The 19239-nt window shown below is 69.4% G+C and carries 17 protein-coding genes; 7 read left to right on the plus strand and 10 right to left on the minus strand.

Annotation, left to right across the window (positions count from 1 at the left end; translation table 11 throughout):
• Positions 1–69 precede the first annotated feature (69 nt).
• Entirely contained in the window at positions 70–573 is a 504-nt protein-coding gene (locus tag C882_RS14920; RefSeq protein WP_009541468.1) for a TRAP transporter small permease, read from the minus strand.
• 234 nt (positions 574–807) lie between these two features.
• On the opposite strand from C882_RS14920, the gene ispH reads away from it, so the two are divergent.
• Together ispH and hpnH are read left to right on the plus strand one after the other, a co-directional pair.
• Positions 808–1767: a 4-hydroxy-3-methylbut-2-enyl diphosphate reductase gene (gene ispH / locus C882_RS14925; protein ID WP_043645838.1), complete on the plus strand. Its 960-nt coding sequence runs from the start codon at positions 808–810 to the stop codon at positions 1765–1767.
• Between the two features lie 43 nt (positions 1768–1810).
• Positions 1811–2956: an adenosyl-hopene transferase HpnH gene (gene hpnH, locus C882_RS14930; RefSeq protein WP_009541470.1), complete on the plus strand. Its 1146-nt coding sequence runs from the start codon at positions 1811–1813 to the stop codon at positions 2954–2956.
• Here the strand turns inward: hpnH and C882_RS14935 are convergent.
• The 3 genes from C882_RS14935 to hpnD form a co-directional block, all read right to left on the minus strand.
• Positions 2915–3589, minus strand: coding sequence for a phosphorylase family protein (locus C882_RS14935; RefSeq protein WP_009541471.1), 675 nt, complete (start codon positions 3587–3589; stop codon positions 2915–2917). The two genes, hpnH and C882_RS14935, sit on opposite strands and share 42 nt — an antisense overlap.
• Entirely contained in the window at positions 3577–5529 is a 1953-nt protein-coding gene (shc, locus tag C882_RS14940; RefSeq protein ID WP_009541472.1) for a squalene--hopene cyclase, read from the minus strand. The genes C882_RS14935 and shc overlap by 13 nt, the downstream gene beginning before the upstream one ends.
• A 91-nt stretch (positions 5530–5620) precedes the next feature.
• Positions 5621–6535, minus strand: a complete 915-nt coding sequence (gene hpnD / locus C882_RS14945) for a presqualene diphosphate synthase HpnD (protein WP_009541473.1) — start codon at positions 6533–6535, stop codon at positions 5621–5623.
• A gap of 389 nt (positions 6536–6924) precedes the next feature.
• On the opposite strand from hpnD, the gene C882_RS14950 reads away from it, so the two are divergent.
• Positions 6925–8334 (plus strand): DEAD/DEAH box helicase, encoded by a 1410-nt coding sequence (locus C882_RS14950; protein ID WP_009541474.1) that lies wholly within the window; start codon positions 6925–6927, stop codon positions 8332–8334.
• 253 nt (positions 8335–8587) lie between these two features.
• Here the strand turns inward: C882_RS14950 and C882_RS14955 are convergent, their stop codons facing one another.
• Positions 8588–8926: a hypothetical protein gene (locus C882_RS14955; RefSeq protein ID WP_009541476.1), complete on the minus strand. Its 339-nt coding sequence runs from the start codon at positions 8924–8926 to the stop codon at positions 8588–8590.
• A 288-nt stretch (positions 8927–9214) separates the two neighbouring features.
• Between C882_RS14955 and C882_RS14960 the strand changes: the two genes are divergently transcribed.
• From C882_RS14960 to C882_RS14975, 4 genes are all read left to right on the plus strand, one after another.
• Positions 9215–9943, plus strand: a complete 729-nt coding sequence (locus tag C882_RS14960) for a TrmH family RNA methyltransferase (protein WP_009541477.1) — start codon at positions 9215–9217, stop codon at positions 9941–9943.
• A 68-nt stretch (positions 9944–10011) separates the two neighbouring features.
• Positions 10012–11277: an efflux RND transporter periplasmic adaptor subunit gene (locus C882_RS14965; protein WP_009541478.1), complete on the plus strand. Its 1266-nt coding sequence runs from the start codon at positions 10012–10014 to the stop codon at positions 11275–11277.
• A 3-nt stretch (positions 11278–11280) separates the two neighbouring features.
• The gene (locus C882_RS14970; protein WP_009541479.1) at positions 11281–14400 is read left to right on the plus strand and encodes an efflux RND transporter permease subunit; all 3120 of its coding nucleotides are present in this window, start codon (positions 11281–11283) and stop codon (positions 14398–14400) included.
• A gap of 74 nt (positions 14401–14474) precedes the next feature.
• Positions 14475–14804 (plus strand): hypothetical protein, encoded by a 330-nt coding sequence (locus C882_RS14975; protein ID WP_009541480.1) that lies wholly within the window; start codon positions 14475–14477, stop codon positions 14802–14804.
• 19 nt (positions 14805–14823) lie between these two features.
• Here the strand turns inward: C882_RS14975 and C882_RS14980 are convergent, their stop codons facing one another.
• The 5 genes from C882_RS14980 to C882_RS14995 form a co-directional block, all read right to left on the minus strand.
• On the minus strand, positions 14824–15609 hold the full coding sequence (locus C882_RS14980; RefSeq protein ID WP_009541481.1) for a methyltransferase domain-containing protein: 786 nt from the start codon (positions 15607–15609) through the stop codon (positions 14824–14826).
• A gap of 66 nt (positions 15610–15675) precedes the next feature.
• Positions 15676–15852, minus strand: a complete 177-nt coding sequence (locus C882_RS25050) for a hypothetical protein (RefSeq protein ID WP_009541482.1) — start codon at positions 15850–15852, stop codon at positions 15676–15678.
• A gap of 130 nt (positions 15853–15982) precedes the next feature.
• Positions 15983–16816, minus strand: coding sequence for a protein phosphatase CheZ (locus C882_RS14985; protein WP_009541483.1), 834 nt, complete (start codon positions 16814–16816; stop codon positions 15983–15985).
• Positions 16817–16899: 83 nt separating this feature from the next.
• Positions 16900–17220 carry a hypothetical protein gene (locus C882_RS14990; protein WP_009541484.1) on the minus strand — a complete coding sequence of 107 codons (321 nt, stop codon included), beginning with the start codon at positions 17218–17220 and terminating at the stop codon, positions 16900–16902.
• Positions 17221–17340: 120 nt separating this feature from the next.
• Positions 17341–19230, minus strand: a complete 1890-nt coding sequence (locus tag C882_RS14995) for an ABCB family ABC transporter ATP-binding protein/permease (protein ID WP_009541485.1) — start codon at positions 19228–19230, stop codon at positions 17341–17343.
• Positions 19231–19239: the final 9 nt, after the last annotated feature.

A 19239-nucleotide genomic window follows, 5' to 3' on the forward strand; every position in this document is an offset into this window, starting at 1 on the left:
AGTACCGGTCGATGTTTCCTCCCTGAACTTGAGCCGGCGGACCGCGCCCCCACGGTCCGCCGGATTTTTTTATGCCCTGAGGGCCCTGGTGATGCAGACCAGCGCCAGAAGGCAAAGACTGGGCACGATCAGGGCAAAGGCCCACCAGGTGGGGATGCCCAGCATCATCGAGCTGTCGTTGAAGCGGTGCATGTCGAGCCCGCCCAGCGTCATGCGCCAGGCCAGCGCCGCCGCCACGGCCGCGAACACCAGTTCCACGCCCCGCGCGAGGCGGGAGCGCAGCCGGTCCGGCAGTTTCCGCACCAGCAGGTCGACGGAGACATGCCCGCCCACCCAGTGGCCGTAGGGCAGGAACAGGAAGACCGCGACGCCCACCAGCCGCTCCACCAGTTCGTAGTCGCCGAGGATGGGGCTGTCGAGCGCCGCCCGGCCGATCACGCTGGCCAGCGTGACGCCCATCGCCCCCACCAGCGCCAGCCCGCCCAGCACGGCCAGCCCCTGGGCCGCACCGCCGATCAGGCGGACGGGCATGGGCTGCGGAACGGGTCGGGGGGCGTGGCGGCGGTCGGTCATGGCGCACGCCGTTGTAGCCGAACCGCGGCGCCCGCGCCACGTCCGCCGCGCCTCGACCGCAGGGAGAAGCGAGACGCCCCTTTATCGTGACGCGTTTCGCCCCCACTTCATGGCGGAAAGCCCCGTCCGGCCCTGCCGAAAGATTTCTCCAAGGATTTCGCGGCGGGAACGGTTACGGTGGGTCGGTTGTTGAGACCGCAGGGGAAGAGCGGCTCAGGAGATAAAGGAGTGCCGATGCAGGTCATCCTGGCTCAACCGCGAGGCTTCTGCGCGGGCGTCGAACGTGCCATCGACATCGTCGAGCGCGCGCTGCGGAAGTACGGTCCCCCCATCTATGTCCGGCACGAGATCGTCCACAACAAGCACGTCGTCGAACAGTTGCGCGCCAAGGGCGTGGTGTTCGTCGAGGACCTCGACGACGTGCCGCCCGGCGTCGTCACCATCTTTTCCGCCCACGGCGTCGCCCGCTCGGTGGAGGACATGGCGGCCGACAAGGACCTGCCGGTCATCGACGCCACCTGTCCGCTGGTTTCCAAGGTCCACATCGAGGGCCGCAAGTATGCCGCACAGGGGCGCGAGGTAATCCTCATCGGCCACGCCGGCCACCCCGAGGTGGAGGGCACGGTGGGGCAGATCCCCGGCACGGTGCACGTCATCTCGACGGCCGACGATGCGCGGTCCTTGCAGGTCGCCGATCCCGACAAGCTGGCCTACGTGACCCAGACGACGCTGTCGCTGGACGACACGCGCGGCGTGGTGGATGCCTTGAAGGAGCGGTTTCCCGCCATCGCCGGGCTGGATACCAAGGACATCTGCTACGCCACCCAGAACCGCCAGCGGGCGGTGCGGGTGCTGGCCGAGCAGTGCGACCTGCTGCTGGTGGTGGGGGCCGCCAACTCCAGCAACTCCAACCGCCTGCGCGAGATCGGCGAGTTGATGGGCGTGCCGTCATACCTGATCAACGACGCGCGCGAGCTTGACCCGGCCTGGCTCGCGGACAAGCAGAAGGTGGGCGTCACGGCCGGCGCCTCGGCGCCCGAGGTGCTGGTGGAGGGGCTGATCGACGCGCTGCGGGTCCACGGCGCCGACGAGGTGACCGTGCTGGAGGGCGTGGAGGAAACCGTGCGTTTCCGCCTGCCGCGCGAGCTTCAGGACGGGGCCGAGGCGGAGGCCGAGACCAACGCCGCCGAATGAGTTCGCGAGACGACGACTGACAACCGTGGAAGGAAGGTGATCGGTGACGATCCCGCTGCGCCAGCAAGCCCGTGTCGGCAGCTACATCCTCCGCCAGAAGCTGGCGGGCCGCGAGAAGTATCCGCTCGTGCTGATGCTCGAACCGCTGTTCCGCTGCAACCTGGCCTGTGCGGGCTGCGGCAAGATCGACTATCCCAAGCCCATCCTCGACCAGCGCCTGTCGCTGGAGGACAGCTTGGGGGCCGTCGATGAATGCGGGGCGCCCGTCGTGTCCATCGCGGGCGGCGAGCCGTTGCTGCACAAGGAGATGCCCGAGATCGTCCGGGGCATCATCGCGCGCAAGAAGTACGTCTATCTGTGCACCAACGCGCTGTTGCTCGACAAGCGCATGGACGACTACGAACCGTCGCACTTCTTCACCTGGTCGGTCCATCTCGACGGTGACCGGCAGGAGCACGACAAGTCGGTCTGCCAGCAGGGCGTCTACGACCGCGCGACCGAGGCCATCCGCCGCGCCAAGGAGAAGGGCTTCCGCGTCAACATCAACTGCACCCTGTTCAACACCGCCGAGCCCGAGCGCACCGCCCGGTTCTTCGACGATGTGATGGACATGGGCGTGGACGGCATCACGGTATCGCCCGGCTATGCGTATGAACGCGCCCCCGACCAGGAGCACTTCCTCAACCGCACGCGCACCAAGACCCTGTTCCGCGACATCTTCAAGCTGGGCCGCGAGCGCGGGTCCAAGTGGGATTTCGCGCAGTCGTCGCTGTTCCTGGATTTCCTGGCCGGCAACCAGACCTACCACTGCACGCCCTGGGGCAACCCGACGCGCAACGTGTTCGGCTGGCAGCGGCCCTGCTACCTGCTGGGCGAGGGCTACGCCAAGTCGTTCAAGGAGTTGATGGAAGAGACGGACTGGGATGCCTATGGCGTCGGCAACTACGAAAAGTGCGCCGACTGCATGGTGCATTCCGGCTTCGAGGCGAGCGCGGTGAAGGATGCCGTTCAGAACCCGATGAAGGCCTGGGCCGTCAGCCGCCGCGGGCCGAAGCTCGACGGCGATTTTGCCGAGGACATCCCGCTCGACAAGGCGCGGCCGGCGGAATACGTGTTCTCCCGCCATGTGGACGACAAGCTCGAAGAGCTAGGACAAAGTGGGGCCAAGGACCGCACCGCCGCGGAGTAGCGCCTTCATGGCCGCCCGGTTCGCAGCTCCCAGGCGGACCAGGCGGCCGATCTCCCCCGGATGACGCAGCACGGCGCGCAGCACCGCGCCCGCATCGACGCGCCCGGTTTCCGTCACCGCCACCAGGGCGGCGCGAGGCAGGGCCATGGTCGCGGGATCGCAGACGGCGCGCAGGGCCATGAAGGGCAGGCCGTGGCGCTGCGCGACGGTGGCGACGCCGGTGCTTTCCGTGTCCACGGCCAAGGCCTCCGTCAGCGCGAACAGCTCTGCCTTTTCCGCCACAGTGGCGACGATCCGGTCGTGGCCGAGCAGCCGGCCCGTGCGCGCCTCGGGCAGGCGGTCGAGCAGGGCGCTGCGCCAGCGGGTATCGGTGGGAAAGCCGGTGTAGTCGTCCTCGCCGACGACCCGGTCGGGGATCACCAGGGTGCCCGGCGCCACGGCCGGGTCAAGGCCGCCGCACAGGCCGAAGCTGACCAGGGCGACGACGTTCTGCTCCTCGACCAACTCTTCGGCCAGGTCCTCGGCCCGGCCGGGCGGAATGCCGCAGCAGGCGGCCCGCATCCCCAGGCGCCGGGCCAGCACCGTTTCCGCATGCAGGCCGGTGACGGCGCCGATGCCCTCTACAGCCCCCAAGAGGTCGTCCTTGTGTTGCCTTCGTTCAGGGCCTTGTAGCGCGCCAGGGCCATGAGCGGGAAGAAGGCCGGGTAGCCATGGTAGCGCAGGTAGAAGACGCGCGGGAAGCCGACGGCCGTATACGGGTCTTCCGGCCACAGGCCGTCCTCGCCCTGGTTCTCGGCCAGATAGGCGGCGCCGCGCGCGACCGAGGGGTCATCCACCGCCCCGGCCGCCATCAGGCCCAGCATGGCCCAGGCGGTCTGGCTGGCCGTGGATTCGCAGCGCTCGTGCCGGCGCTCGCGCCAGTAGGTGGCGCCGCTTTCGCCCCAGCCGCCGTCCTCGTTCTGCTGGTCCTTCAGCCACTGCACCGCACGGCGCACGGTCAGGTCCTCGGCGTCCACGCCCGCGGCGTTGAAGGCCGACAGCACCGACCAGGTGCCGTAGACGTAGTTGGTCCCCCAGCGCCCGAACCACGACCCGTCGGCCTCCTGCTCGCGCCGCAGGTAGCGCAGCCCGGCGTCCATGACGGGGTCGCCGGGGCCGGTGCCCAACTGCGCGAGCATTCCCACGCAGCGGGCCGAAACGTCGGCCGTCGGCGGGTCGAGCAGGGCGCCGTGGTCGGCAAAGGGGATGTAGTTGAGGTAGTGGTGGGTGTTGTCGGCGTCGAAGGCGCCCCAGCCGCCGTTCTCGCTCTGCATGCCCCGGATCCAGTGCAGGGCGCGTTCGATGGCGGTGGCGTAGCGCACGGGGTCGGCCCGGTGCATGGCCATGACCACGACGGCGGTGTCGTCGACGTCGGGATAGTGCGGATTGGCGTACTGGAAGGCCCAGCCGCCGGGTTTCACGTTCGGCCGCTGCACCGCCCAGTCGCCGACGGTGTCCAGGATCTGCCGTTCCGCCAGCCAGTCCAGGCCGCGGATGCAGGCTTCCTGCGCCGCCGGCGTGTTGACCTCCAGCAGCGCCTGCACGGTCAACGCCGTGTCCCACACCGGCGACAGGCAGGGCTGCACGTAGGTGGCGCCGGGGCGGTCGACCACCAGCTTCTCGATGCTGCGCCGCGCGGTCATGTAGGACGGATGCTCGCGCGAGTATCCCAGGGCGTCGTACATCATCACGGCATTGGCCATGGCGGGATAGATGGCGCCCAGCCCGTCCTCGCCGTTCAGCCGTTCCTCCACCCAGTTCACCGCCTTGGCGATGGCGCGGCGGCGGTTGTCGGCCGGCAGCAGCGGTTCGGCGCGGCGCACGGCGGCGTCCAGCAGCTTGAAGAAGCGCGTCCAGGCCGCCTGTTCGGGATGGTGGTGCCAGTCCTCCACCTTTTCCGGGGGGGTGTTGAACAGTTCCTGCACATGGATGCCCTTGGGGTTGCGCGCCTGCGGCTTGCAGGCCATCAGCACCAGCAGCGGCACGATGACGGTCCGCGACCAGTAGCTCACCCGGTCCAGGTGAAAGGGCGACCAGCGCGGCAGGGTCATGATCTCCACCGGCATGGTGGGCACCGCGCGCCACGGCACCTGGCCGAACAGGGCCAGCAGGATGCGGGTGAAGACGTTGGCGCGCTCCGCCCCGCCGGCCCGCAGGATGGCCGTACGGGCCTCGACCATGTGGGGGGCGTCGATGTCGTCGCCGCAGGCCTTCAGGGCATAGTAGCCCTTTACCGAGGCCGACAGGTCCATGTGCCCTTCGTGGAACAGCGGCCACCCGCCGTTGGCCGTGCGCGCACCGCGGATGTAGTCGCCCAGGCGCTGGCACAGCCCCGGATCGATGTCCTCGCCCAGGTAGTGGCACAGCAGGATGTATTCGGCCGGAATGGTGACGTCAGCTTCCAGCTCGAAGACCCAGTGACCGTCGTCCTTCTGTCGCGAGAGAAGCGCCTCCGTCGCCTCGGCCGTGCCCAGGGTGGCGGCCGACAGCGCGCCGATCTCGTCGGCGGGGCGGTGCAGCGTCTGCGGATGCATGCGTCTATCCCTCAACAATGGTCTTTGTTGCTATAGCAAATTCTTGGGCGGAGCGGTATGCGCTCGTGGTCCCCTTGCCGTGCGTGTCCCCCTACAAAAGCCCGTGCCGGACCATGAGCCACAGCTTGTGCGGCGTCGACAGCCGCACGCGCTGCGTCGGGTCCCGCCAGTCGCGGGCGATCAGGCGGTTGAGCGTCGCCTCGTAGACCGCCCCCATGACCAGCGCCGGACGGACGGTGCGGCGCGGGCATTCGGCGGCAGCGGCCGAGGCCTTGGCGAAATGGTCCCGCGCCATGGCGGCCAGATCACGGCAGACGCCGGGCAGGTGCGGGTCGGCGGCGACCAGCCTGGGGTCGTCGCAGCCGATGCCGTGGCGCTCCAGAAGCTCGCGCGGCAGGTAGAGGCGGCCGTCCTCGGCATCCTCGGCGATGTCGCGCAGAATGTTGGTGATCTGCAGGGCCCGGCCCAGGTGGTCGGCCAGGCTCCGGCCGGGGCCGTCGGGGCAGCCGAAGGACTTCACCGCCAGCCGCCCGACCGCGCTGGCGACGCAGTCGCAGTAGTGGTCGAAGGTCTCGAGGCTCGGCGCGCGGACGGGGCCGCGGGCATCCATTTCCATGCCCTCGATGATCGCCAGGAAGTCGGCCTTGGCCATGTCGTAGCGCCCGATGGCGGCCCGCAGGGGCACCTCCAGCGGAAAGGGCGCCACCGTGCCCTCGCCGTACAGTGCGTCGACGCGGGCCCGCCAGGCGGCCAGGCCGGCGATTTTCTGCTCGCGCGTCAGATCGTGCGAATCCGCGATGTCGTCGACCTCGCGGCAGAAGGCGTAGACGGCGAAAATGGCATCCTGGCGCCGCCCCGGCAGCACGCGCATGGCCCAGTAGAAGCTGGAGCCTGCCGCCAGTTTGCGGGTCAGGGCGGAGGCATCATCCGGCGACAGCGGCTCGGACTCCCGCCCCGGCGGTTGCGCGGGATTGGGGGTGGCTGTGGCTGTCGTCGGCGGAGTCATGGGGGCGGGCGTCCTCGGCTTTGGTCCTCGGCGTATCCTCATGCGCCGGCGCTGGCGCTGGCGTGGGCATCGGCGCGGCGGCGGCACGTCCGTCCATCGACGCCGGCGCCCTTTCAGCATTGTCCACACCATGCCCTGATTGGAAACAGCGAAATTCGGCCAAAGGTTCATCGGCCGTCCATGGGGCGTAGGTGCTCGGAAGGGGGCCGCCGGCAATTAGGCCTTTACAAGAAGGCGGTATCCCCTTACATGAGGCCATCCCGCGGCTGCATCGACAGGTATTCGAGACGGTCGCCCCACAGCGGCTACCAGGCTCCCTGTCGCGCATCCTTGGAAGGGTGCGCCTCTTGTGTTTCGCGGTCGCCCCTTCGAAGAAAGTTTTTTCCCATATGACCAAATTTACCGACCTGGGCCTCAACGAGTCCCTGCTGAAGGCGCTCGCCGAGGACGGCTACGAGACGCCGACCCCGATTCAGGCCAAGGCCATTCCCCTGCTGCTGGACGGCCGCGACGTGCTGGGCATCGCCCAGACCGGCACCGGCAAGACCGCCGCTTTCGCGCTGCCCATGCTGCAGCGCCTGATGGACAGCAACCGCCGCGCCGGCCCCAAGGGCTGCCGGGCGCTGATCCTGACCCCGACGCGCGAGCTGGCGGTGCAGATCAACGACAGCATCAAGTCCTACGGCCGCCACCTGCGCCACCGCACCGCCTGCATCTTCGGCGGTGTCGGCATGAACCCGCAGATCCGCGCGCTGTCGGGCGGCGTCGACCTGCTGATCGCCACGCCGGGCCGCCTCATCGACCTGATGAACCAGGGCTACGTGCGCTTCGACAAGGTCGAGGAGTTCGTGCTGGACGAGGCCGACCGCATGCTCGACATGGGCTTCGTGCGCGACGTGCGTAAGGTCGTGGACCGCCTGCCGGGCGACCGCCACACCCTGCTGTTCTCCGCCACCATGCCCACCGGCGTGCGCGACCTGGCCGACGGCCTGCTGCGCGATCCGGTGAAGGTGGAAGTGACCCCGCAGTCCACCACCGCCGAGCGCATCGAGCAGCGCGTTCTGTTCGTCAACCGCGACGACAAGCGCGCCGCCCTGACGCACATCATCGACAGCCACGGCATCGAGCGCGTGCTGGTCTTCACCCGCACCAAGCACGGCGCCGACAAGCTGGTCCGCCAGCTGGAGCAGGACGGCGTCGGCGCGGCCGCCATCCACGGCAACAAGTCCCAGAACGCCCGCCAGGCGGCGCTGAAGGACTTCCGCAAGGGCAAGGTCAAGGCGCTGGTCGCCACCGACATCGCCGCCCGCGGCATCGACATCGACGGCCTGACCCACGTGGTCAACTTCGAACTGCCGAACGAGCCGGAAAGCTACGTCCACCGCATCGGCCGCACGGCGCGCGCCGGCGCCTCGGGCATGGCGATCTCGCTGTGCGACACCGACGAGCTGTTCTACCTGCGCGACATCGAGCGGGCGATCCGCCAGACCGTCGAGGCCCACAACGATCACGACTGGCACGCGCCGGACGTGGAGGCCATGCGCACCCGTCCGCCCAAGCCGCCCAAGCGCCAGCAGGGCGGCGGCGGTCGCGGTGGTCGTCCCCAGGGGGCCGGCGGCGGTCGTCCGCAGGGTGCCAACGCCAACGGCAACGGCAAGCGCTTCGGCGGCCCGGGCAAGCCCCAGGGCGAGCAGCGCACCGACCATCGCCCGAACCGGGGCGAGCACGCTGACCGCAAGCACACCGGCAACCGCGCCGACCGCGGCCGTCGCTTCGGCAAGCCCGGCCGGGCGGCGTAACGTCGTCAGACGCAAAAAAAAGGGGCCGGACGAGCGATCGTCCGGCCCCTTTCCGTTCGGAACTGGTGCCGCCGCTTACCGGAACTGCGGCAGGGTGTCCACCCAGCCGGCGAAGATCAGGACGGCGAGCGCCATCACCACCAGGATAACCATTACGATTTTGCCGTGGTCCATCGGCCCGTCTCCGCGCATGAAGGAGGTCTGGCCTGGGTCGTACAGCATCGCGGAGGCCGGGTCCAGTGGATGCGGCGCGCTATTCCTCGATCAGCCCTTCGACAACCTCGCCGTCCTCTATGACGATTTCGCCGTCGCCCAGAAGGCCTGGCGGCTCGCCTTCCTCTTCCAGCGGAATATCCGTCGGCGGCGGGCCCAGCAGGGCATCCTGGTCCTCGTCGGGATCGCGGGTCGGATCGTTGTCCGGGTCCACATAGCGGTCCCCGTCGGCCCCTTCACGGGCCGCTTCCAGGGCCTCGCCTTCAAGACCGCCGTAGGGTCCCACCGTGTCGTCGTCGATTGCGGCGGCGGGAAGGGCGGCGGCCCCCGCCACGAGGCCGGCGAGCATCGCGCGGATCAGGGTCGTGCGGCTGGTCATGGAACCTCTCGTCTGTGCGTCTGGCGTTGTCCGGGTAACGCCGTGCCGGCCGCCTGCGCTTCCCATCTTCCCTTGCCACGCCGCGCGCGCCTGTCATAAAGGCGGCGCACCACGAAACAGAGATATCCGACAATGGCCCGACCGCCCCGCCGCCCCCGTTCCCCTTCCCCTTTCCATGCTTCCGGCCCCGAGGGCCCGGCCGGACGCAAGCCGCCGCGCGCCGCGAAGGGGCGTGACGACCGTCGGCGGGGCGCTGCTCCCGGTGATAAGCCGGGTGCCGCCCGCGATGTGATCCGCATCACCGGCCTGCCGGCGGTGGCGGCGGTGTTCGACCGCGACCCCGATCGGGTGGAGCGGCTGTTCTTCCTGTCCGAGGTGGCCGGCAAGGCGGGCACGTGGTCCCAGCGCATGGCGCAGCGGCGCAAGCCCTACCGTATCGTGGAGGAGGACGAGCTGGCGCGGATTGCCGGCACTGTCCTGCACGGCGGCATCGTCGCCGTTTGCCGCCCGCGCGAGCCGGAGGTCTTCGATCCGGCGCAGGCCGCTGCATGGGCACGCGACGGCCGTCCGCTGGTCATCCTGGACGGCGTCGGCAATCCGCACAACCTGGGCGCCATCGTCCGCACCATGGCCTTCTTCGGCCTTGACCGTCTGGTGATCTCCGACCGCGCCGGCCAGGCCGGACTGTCCGAAAGCGCCCACCGCGTGGCCGAGGGCGGGCTGGAGTGGGTGACGCTGTACCGCGCTGCCGGGCTGCCGACGATGCTGCGCGACCTGAAGGCCCAGTATCACGTCGTTGGAACGGCGCTGTCCGACAAGCCGTCGCCCTCCATCGGCGACCTGAAGGGAGGCAAGCGGCCGGTGGCGGTCGTGCTGGGCAACGAGGAAAACGGCCTGCCGCGCGATACGCAGAAGGCCTGCGAGAGCATCCTGACGCTGCCGGGGTCGGGGCGGGTGCAATCGCTGAACGTGGCGGCGACGGCGGCGATCCTGATCCACGCCTTCGCCGGCGGCTGAGGACTCCTTTTCCGCGAGACCGGCATTCTTCATCAAACCGTCACGCGCCGTCGGGCGTAGTGCGAACGATGACGGATGATCGACAACAGCCCGCCCGCACGGACTCAGACGATGATGACCGCAGCGACGACCGCCCGGCGCGCCGCAAGCGCATCGGGTTTGTCGTCCTGGGCGTGGCGGCGCTGGCGCTTGTGGCCGGCGGCGTGTGGTGGTTCGTCCTGCGCGGCGGCGGCGACCAGCAGCAGGCCGGCGGCGGTCGTCCGCCCGTCACGGTCACGGCCGAGACGGCAGCGACGGCGACCTGGCAGCCGTGGCTGACGGCCGTCGGCACGCTCAACGCCTACCGACAGGTCCAGTTGACCTCCGAGGTGCCCGGCCAGGTCGAGGGCGTGTACTTCGAAAGCGGCGCGAGCGTGAGCAAGGGCGAGGTCCTTGTGCAGTTGCAGACCGACCAGGACGAGGCCCGCCTCGCCGACCTGCGGGCCGAACTGCGCCTCACCCGCCAGCAGCTTGCCCGCCAGCGGGAACTGGCGGCGGAGAACTTCGCCTCCGAGGCCGAACTGGATCAGGCGCAGGCCCGCTTCCAGAGCGCCCAGGCCAAGGTCAACGAACTGCGCGAGCGCCTGGACGAGAAATCCATCAAGGCGCCCTTCTCGGGCGAACTGGGCATCCGCCGCATCAACGAGGGCGCCTATGTCCAACCCGGCCAGCCCATCGTGGCGCTGGCCGACCTGGACCCGCTGCGCGTCATCTTCAGCCTGCCGCAGCAACAGCTTGCCAAGGTGGAGACCGGCCAGACGGTGGAGGTGCGGGTGTCCAGCTACCCGGACGCCGTCTTCACCGGAACGATCACCGCCATCGACCCGGTCTTGAGCGAGCGCACCCGCACCTTCACCGTGGAAGCGCGCATCGACAATGCGGATCGCCGCCTGCGGCCTGGCATGTTCGGCGACGTGCGGGTCATTCTGCCGGAACGCGCGGACGTGGTGACGCTGCCGCAGACGGCCCTGTCCTACAATCCCTACGGCGACTTCGTCTTCGTCATTCGCGAAAAGCAGCGCCGGCAGGGCCAGGGCGGCGAAGGCCAACCCAGGCAGCAGGCGGAGCAGGGCGGCCAGGACCAGGGCAATAACGGCCCGCCGCTGGTGGCGGAGCGCCGTTTCGTCACCGCCGGCGAGCGGCGCGGCACGCAGATCGCCATCGAGGACGGGGTGGAGGTCGGCGAGCGCGTCGCCACCTCGGGCCTGTTCAAGCTTCAGGACGGCACGCCGGTGCGCGTCGACAACTCCATCACCGTCCCGAGCCGCGTGGACGTGGAGCAGGTGGAGTACTAGGTCATGCGCTTCACCGACATCTTCGTCCGCCGCCCGGTGCTCGCCACCGTGGTCAGTCTGCTGATCCTGCTGCTGGGGGCGCGGGCGCTCATGATGCTGGACGTGCGCGAGTACCCGCGGACCGAAAGCGCCGTCGTCACGGTCTCCACCGCCTACATCGGGGCGCCGGCGAACCTGGTGGAAGGCTTCATCACGACGCGGCTGGAGAAGGCCATCGCCGGGGCGGCGGGCATCGACTACATCGAAAGCACCTCCATCCAGGGCGTCAGCCAGATCCGCGCGCGGCTGGAACTGGGCTACGACACCATCGACGCCCTGGCTGACATCAACGCCCAGATCAACAAGGTGCGCGCCCAGTTGCCGGAGGGGTCGGAGGACCCGGTGATCGATGTCACCACCGGGTCGTCCACGGCATCAATGTACATGTCGTACTTTTCCGACGACCTGGCGCCCAACGAGATCACCGACTACCTGGTCCGCGTCGTCCAGCCCGAGCTTGAGAGCGTGCCCGGCGTGCAGGCCGCCCAGATCCTGGGCGCCCGGCGCGTCGCCATGCGCATCTGGCTCGAACCCGACAAGATGGCGTCGCTGGGGGTGACGGCGCAGGACGTCCAGAGGGTCCTTCAGGCCAACAACGTGCTGGCGCCGGCAGGCTCGACCAAGGGCCTGATGGTGGCGCTGAACTTCCGCGCGTCCACCAACATCACCAGTGCCGAGGACTTCCGCGACCTGGTGGTCCGCGAGACGGACAACGTGGTGGTGCGCCTGCGCGACATCGCGGAGGTGACGCTGGGGGCCGAAAGCTACAATTCGGCGGTCTACTTCAAGGGCACGCAGGCGGTGTTCATGGGCATCACCGTCCAGCCCGACGCCAACACCCTGACCGTGATCGACGGCGTGCGCACCGCCTACGAGGGGCTGAAGGAGCAGTTTCCCGCCGGGCTGAACAGCTACATTCCCTATGACGTGACGGGCTACATCAACCAGTCCATCACCGAGGTCATCCGCACCATCGGCATCACGCTGTCCATCGTGGTGGTGGTGATCTTCCTGTTCCTGGGGTCGTTCCGCTCCGTCGTCGTGCCGACGGTCGCCATCCCGTTGTCGCTGATCGGCGCCGGGCTGATCATGTTCATGCTGGGCTATACGCTGAACGTGCTGACGCTGCTGGCGCTGGTGCTGGCCATCGGGCTGGTGGTGGACGACGCCATCGTCATGGTGGAGAACATCGACCGCCACGTCGGCGAGGGGATGAGCCGGTTCGACGCCGCCCTGCAAGGCGCGCGGGAACTGGCGCCGCCCATCGTCGCCACCTCCATCGTGCTGGTGGCGGTCTATGTGCCCATCGGGTTCATGGGCGGGCTGGTCGGCCAGTTGTTCACCGAGTTCGCCTATACCCTGGCGGCGACGGTCTTCATCTCCACCATCGTCGCCCTGACGCTGTCGCCCATGCTGGCCTCCAAGGTGCTGAAGGCCCGCCGCACCGACGGCGACGGCGGGAAGAAGGGCCTGCAGGCCCGCACGGACGCGGTGTTCTCGCGCGTCTCCGACGGCTACCGCGGGGTTTTGCGCGGTGCCATCGCGGCCCGCTGGCTGGCGGTTCCGCTGCTGGCGCTGGTGTTCGTCGCCATCTGGTGGATGTTCACCCACAGCCAGCAGGAACTGGCCCCGACCGAGGACCAGGGCTTCATCGGCGTCCAGGCCACCGGCGCGCCCAATGCCTCCATCGACCAGATGGAGCTGTGGGCCGACCCGCTGCTGAGCGCGCTGGAGACGGTGGAGGAGCGCGACGCCACCTTCGCCATCGTCGGCGGCGGAGGCGGCGGGGCGTCGCTCACCAACTCCATTTTCGGCGGCATCTCCCTGAAGCCCTGGGGCGAGCGCGACAAGACCGCCATGGACATCAAGCCCGAGATCCAGCGCCGGATCGCCCAGATCGCCGGGCTGGACGCGGTGGCCTTCACGCCGCCGCCGCTGCCGGCCGCCGGCGAGGGGCTGCCCATCCAGTTCGTCATCCAGGCCAACGCGCCGCCGCTGGCGCTGCTGGACTACGCCCGCACGCTGCAGGCGCGCGCCATGGAAAGCGGTCTGTTCGCCTTCGCCGACCGGTCCCTGAAGATCGACCGCCCCAAGGTGCGCGTCGACGTGGACCGCGACAAGGCCGCCGAGCTTGGGCTGACCATGGCCGACGTTGCGGCCACGCTGGGCGTCTTCCTGTCGGAAGGCTACGTCAACCGGTTCTCGACGCAGGGGCGCAGCTATCGCGTCATCCCGCAGGCGGAGCGGCTGGAGCGCCTGAACCCCGAAGACCTGCACCACTACTACGTCCGCGCATCCGACGAGAGCATGGTGCCGCTCTCGGCCGTGGTGACGCTGGAGATGGAGGTGGGGCCGCGCAAGCTGGAACGCTTCCAGCAGCTTGATTCGGCGACCGTCTCGGGCGTTCCGGCGCCGGGCACCACCCTGGCCGAGGCGCTGGCCTTCCTGGAGGAGGAGGCGGAAAAGATCCTGCCGCCCGACTACGCCGTCGACTACGCCGGGGAGTCGCGCCAGTTCAAGCAGGAAAGCGCCTCGCTGCTCATCACCTTCGGGCTGGCGGTCCTCATCATCTATCTGGTGCTGGCGGCGCTGTATGAAAGCTTCCGCGACCCGCTCATCATCCTGATGGCGGTGCCGACGGCCATCTCGGGGGCGCTGCTGTTCATCTGGCTTGGCTATGCCACGGTCAACATCTACACCCAGGTGGGCCTGATCACGCTGATCGGGCTGGTGGCGAAGAACGCCATCCTGATCGTGCAGTTCGCCAACGCCATTCAGCAGGACCAGGACATGGACCCCCGCGCGGCGGTGGAGGAAGCCGCCGCCATCCGCCTTCGGCCGATCCTGATGACGGCGTTTTCCATGGTGGGCGGCGTGATGCCGCTGATCCTGGCCACCGGCGCGGGCGCGGTCAGCCGTATGCACATCGGCCTGACCATCGCCACGGGGCTGTCCATCGGCACGCTGTTCACCCTGTTCGTGGTGCCCATGGTCTACACCCTGCTCGCCCGCGACCGCCGCGCGCGGCACCAGGGCGAACAGGCCGAGGGGCGCCCCTCCCGGACCGCGGGCTCCCACGCCTGAGGTGCTGGCGTTCCGCGCCGTGCCGTGGCATTGAAGGGGACCACCGTGCCGAAACCGCCCAAGGATTGCCACTCGTGACCACCACCCGCCTGACCGGACGCCTGCCCAACCTGGACGTGGAGATCGTTCGCCGCGAGACCGACGACGGCCGCGAGGCGGTGGGCATCACCTTCATCGCCACGCCGACGCTGGGCCACGCCGCCGCCGCGCTGCTCAGCAACCCGGCCGCGCTGGCGCTCGCCGCCCTGCCGGCGCCCGGCGGCTCGGCCCATGCGCGCGCCGGCATGGACCCGTTCGGCCTGTGGTGGGGCATGATGGAAGCGGCGTGGCGGCCCTGGCTGGACATGGCCGGCGCCGCCAACCCCTTCCTGGCCGCCGCCATGGGCGCAGCCCGCCGCCGCTGACGGGGCGGGCCGGCGGGCCCTACGGGCGCGCCACCAGGAACAGCCTGCGGAAGGGAAACAGCGTCCGGCCGTCCGCCTCTGGCGGATAGGCCGCACGCTGGGCCGCCGCGTAGGCAGCCCGCAGGTCCGCCGCCTCGTCGGGCGTGAGCGCCGCGGCCAGCGGCCGGACGATGGTGCTGTCGGTCCAGCGGGCCACCGGATCGGGCCCCTCCAGAACGTGCAGGTACTGCGTCTGCCAGATATCGAGGCCGCCGCCCGTCAGCGGCGCCAGAAGCCGATGGTACTCCGCCGGCGTCCACACGGGCGCCGTGCGGCAGAGCGGGCGCAGCCGGTCGGCCCAGCGGCGATCGCGGGCGAGGTCGAACAGCGCGGTGTGGCTGGGCTCGGTGTGGTTTGCGGGCATCTGCACGGCCAGCACGCCGCCGGGCCGCAGCCGCCGGAGAAGCGTCGGCAGCAGTGTGCCGTGGTCGTCCAGCCAATGCAGGGCCGCGTTGGAGAAGATCAGGTCGACCGCCGGTCCGGCCGCGTCGGCGGCCCAGGCCGCGATATCGGCGCGAAGCCAGTGCACGCCCGCCGGTCCCTCTGCCCGCGCGGCCTCCAGCATGGCGGGCGAGGCATCGACGCCGGTCAGCTGCGCCGCCGGCCATCGCGCGGCGAGAAGGCCGGTGGCCGTGCCGGTGCCGCACCCCAGATCGACGATTGCATCGGGCGCCGCCAAGGGGATGCGCGCCAGCAGGTCGACGGCCGGGCGCAGGCGCGGCGCTGCGAAATCAAGATAGGAGTCGGGAGTCCAGTCGCCGGTCATGAGGGCCCGCCTTCAGCGGCATGCGCAAAGGATGCAACCGGCCCCGACCCGCCGTGCAGGCGCGGATCAGTCGTCCCGGCCGCCGTTGACGATCAGGCGGAAGACGAAGAACACCGCGAAGCCGAACATGATGATGCCCATGATCGCCGCGTCGGTATCCTCGGCCCGCGACGTGAACAGCAGACCGAGCAGGCCCATCACGACCATGAGAATGCCGACGATCCAGCTAGAAAGCGTGTTCACGGTTGATGTCTCCGCTAAGGCGTGTGTCTCGGGCACCGCCGACCCCGCGTCGACGGCGGCCCCCTCTTACCGCAAAATGCGCCGGGGATGAAGGGGAACATGCATCGACTGAGCGCCGGACCGGCCGCGATCAGCCGAAAAGCTTGTCGATGTCGTCCTGCGAGAAGGTGCTGCCGCTGTCGTCGCCGCCCTCGTCCTTCTTGGGCTCGGGCTTCGGCGCCGGCTTGGGCTCGGGCTTCGGCGCCGGCTTGGCGGCCTGTTGCGGCTTGGCCGGGGGCTTGGGCTGCGGCTGCGGCGGCGCGGCCGGCTTGGCCGGTGCCGGCTTTTGTGGCGGGGCCGCCTGGGCGGGCTTGGGCGGCGCGGCCTTCTGCTGCGGCGGTGTCTGGGCGGGCGGCTGCGTCGGCAGGCCGGGCTTGGCCGGCTTGTCGCTGAACATGGCGTCCACGTCGGCCTGGCTGACGCCCTCGCCGGCAAGCTGGGGGCCGTTGAGGTACTGCTTGTACTCGTCGACCGGCTTGTTGCCGTCTTCGGTCGCCTCGCTGGCGATCTGGTTCTCGCCCCAGATGGAGATCAGCGCGTTGACGCGCTCTTCCACGTACTGGAGCGAGTTGACGACCTTGGTGATGCGCTGGCCGGTGATGTCCTGGAAGGCGCAGGCCTCGAAAATCTGGCCGCTCTTTTCCGGGAAAGTGTCCAGCAGCGCCCGGCCCTCGGCGTTGGCGACCATGGGACGGATCTTGTCGATCAGGTCCTCCATCTCCTCCACCGTCTCCAGGATGGTGTCGGTGGCGCCCGCCGTCGCACTGACGATGGCGTCCAACTCATCCGACATCTTGGAGAAGTGGTCCTTGTCCGGCTGGCCGGGGCGGCGGATGGAGGCGATCTCCTTGCGGATCTTCTGGATGTGCTGGAACAGCCCCAGAAGTTCCCGTTTCAGGATCGCGACGTCTTGATGATCGGACATGGTCGCCTGCTTGAACCCACAAATTCCATGCGCCCGAAGACGCGTCCCTACAATACCCGTCACCCGGGGCGGCGCAACATTTGTCAGCGATCACCGCCCTCGCGCATGATGCGGCGGATGGCACCGACAAGCTTCCTGGCCTGCTCCTCGTCGTCGAGCGCGCTCATCACTTTCTGCCGGGCGGCCCGCCCGTGCGCGGACTCGCGCGCTTCCATGGCCGCCTCGACGTTCTCCAGCGACAGCGGATCATCGCCCGGGTCCGGTTCCTCGGCGTCGCGGCCGTACGCACCGCCGGCCGGTGCCAGGGCGGTGCCCGTGCCGGGGGGCCGCGCCGAGCCGCTGCCCTGGCGGCCCGTCCCGTCGTTGCCCTCGCTCAGTCCCAGCAGTCGCGCGAAAAGTCCCATGATCCGTCCCAGGCGTGGCAACGTGCCACCGGACCGCGGTGCCCCGAAAACGATCCGATGGAGTACCTTAGCACAGACCGATGTCCATGCCGACCCGATTTGCATCCAAGGGTGTAACACCTAGGGCCGGTTTCCGGCTCCCTCGGCCAGCACCTCCGCCTCCGCCCGGTCGTCGGCGTCCATGGCGGCCAGGCGGTCGGCCAACCGGGCGCTTTCCTGCTGGCGGCGCCACATCTCGGCATAGGGGCCGCCGGCGGAGAGAAGCGCCTCATGCCGGCCGCGCTCCACGATGCGGCCGGCGTCCATGACCAGGATCTCGTCGGCATCGATCACGGTGGACAGGCGGTGCGCGATGACCAGCGTCGTGCGGTTGGCCGAAACCCGGTTCAGGCTGTCCTGGATGGCCCGTTCGGTATGGGTGTCGAGGGCGCTGGTGGCCTCGTCCAGGATCAGGATGGCCGGGTTCTTGAGGATGGTGCGCGCAATGGCGACCCGCTGCTTCTCGCCGCCCGACAGCTTGAGCCCCCGCTCGCCCACCCGTGTGTCGTAGCCCTGGGGCAGGGCCACGACGAAGTCGTGAATGGCGGCGGCGCGGGCGGCCTCCTCCACCGCCTCTGGCGGGCAGCCCGGGCGGCCGTAGGCGATGTTGTAGCCTATGGTGTCGTTGAACAGCACCGTGTCCTGCGGCACCACGCCGATGGCAGCGCGCAGGCTGTCCTGGGTGACGCCGGCGATGTCCTGCCCGTCGATGGCGATGCGCCCGGCCGTCGGGTCGTAGAAGCGGTAGAGCAGGCGGGCCAGCGTGCTTTTGCCCGCCCCGGAATGGCCGACCACGGCCACCTTCCGCCCGGCCGGGATGGTGAAGCTGATGCCTTGCAGGATGTCGCGGTCGGGGTTGTAGCCGAAGTGCACGTCCTCGAACGTGACCGTGCCGCCGGCGATGGCGAGCGGCGGGGCGTTCGGGCGGTCGGTCACTTCCGCCGGGGCGTCGAGCAGGCCGAACATGCTTTCCATGTCGGTCAGCGCCTGCTTGATCTCGCGGTAGACCATTCCCAGCAGGTTGAGGGGCAGTGACAACTGGATGAGGTAGCTGTTGACCAGCACGAAGTCGCCCACCGTCATGGTGCCCGCGGCGACGCCGTCGGCGGCCATCATCATCATCACCACCAGCCCTGCCGCGACGATGATCCCCTGCCCGATGTTGAGCGCCGCCAGGCTGTTCTTGGCGTGGACGGAGGTGCGCTCCAGCCGCTCCAGCGCCGCGTCGTAGCGGTCGGCCTCGTGGCGCTCGTTGCCGAAGTACTTGACGGTCTCGTAGTTGATGAGGCTGTCGACCGCCTTGGTGTTGGCGTCGGTGTCGCTGTCGTTCATGGCGCGGCGGTACTTCATGCGCCATTCCGTGACCACGACGGTATAGAGGATGTAGCCGCCCACGGTGGCCAGCGTGACGGCGGCGAAGCGCCAGTCATACAGGCTCCACAGCACGCCGCAGACGAACAGAAGCTCCAGGATCTGCGGCCCTGTGCGGAACAGGGCCAGGCGCAGCAGCACGTCGATGGCCCGCGTGCCGCGTTCCATGATGCGCGACAGGCCGCCGGTCTGGCGGTCCAGGTGAAAGCGCAGGGACAGGGCGTGCAGGTGGCGGAAGGTCTTCAGCCCGACGCGGCGGGTGGCGCGCTCTGCGACCTTGGTGAAGACCATCCCCTGCAACTCGGCAAAGGCCTGTTGCAGCACGCGCAGGGTGCCGTAGCCCACCAGCAGGAAGACCGGCACGGCCACCAGGGCGTCGGCCACGGTACCGTCCACCGTCAGCGCATCGACGGCACGCTTGTAGAAGATGGGCACGCCGACGGTTGCGACCTTCGCCAGCACCAGCAGGATGATGGACAGAACAACGCGGCCGCGCAGCTCCAGCGAGTCGCGCGGCCACAGGTAGGGCAGCAGGCGCTTGACGGTGCGCCAGTCGTGGCGGGCACGACCGTCCGGCGGGTCGGAGAGCGTCTTGCGCACGCCGTCTCC

Source organism: Caenispirillum salinarum AK4, from assembly GCF_000315795.1.
Lineage (GTDB): Bacteria > Pseudomonadota > Alphaproteobacteria > Rhodospirillales > Rhodospirillaceae > Caenispirillum > Caenispirillum salinarum.

Bases quoted from the DNA above. Each gene is read 5' to 3' on its own strand.
- C882_RS14990 (WP_009541484.1), bottom strand. From the start codon at position 17,220: ATGGGACTTTTCGCGCGACTGCTGGGACTGAGCGAGGGCAACGACGGG.
- C882_RS14970 (WP_009541479.1), top strand. From the start codon at position 11,281: ATGCGCTTCACCGACATCTTCGTCCGCCGCCCGGTGCTCGCCACCGTG.
- C882_RS14985 (WP_009541483.1), bottom strand. From the start codon at position 16,816: ATGTCCGATCATCAAGACGTCGCGATCCTGAAACGGGAACTTCTGGGG.
- C882_RS14950 (WP_009541474.1), top strand. From the start codon at position 6,925: ATGACCAAATTTACCGACCTGGGCCTCAACGAGTCCCTGCTGAAGGCG.
- C882_RS14980 (WP_009541481.1), bottom strand. From the start codon at position 15,609: ATGACCGGCGACTGGACTCCCGACTCCTATCTTGATTTCGCAGCGCCG.
- C882_RS14920 (WP_009541468.1), bottom strand. From the start codon at position 573: ATGACCGACCGCCGCCACGCCCCCCGACCCGTTCCGCAGCCCATGCCC.
- C882_RS14965 (WP_009541478.1), top strand. From the start codon at position 10,012: ATGACGGATGATCGACAACAGCCCGCCCGCACGGACTCAGACGATGAT.
- hpnD (WP_009541473.1), bottom strand. From the start codon at position 6,535: ATGACTCCGCCGACGACAGCCACAGCCACCCCCAATCCCGCGCAACCG.
- ispH (WP_043645838.1), top strand. From the start codon at position 808: ATGCAGGTCATCCTGGCTCAACCGCGAGGCTTCTGCGCGGGCGTCGAA.
- C882_RS14955 (WP_009541476.1), bottom strand. From the start codon at position 8,926: ATGACCAGCCGCACGACCCTGATCCGCGCGATGCTCGCCGGCCTCGTG.
- shc (WP_009541472.1), bottom strand. From the start codon at position 5,529: ATGCATCCGCAGACGCTGCACCGCCCCGCCGACGAGATCGGCGCGCTG.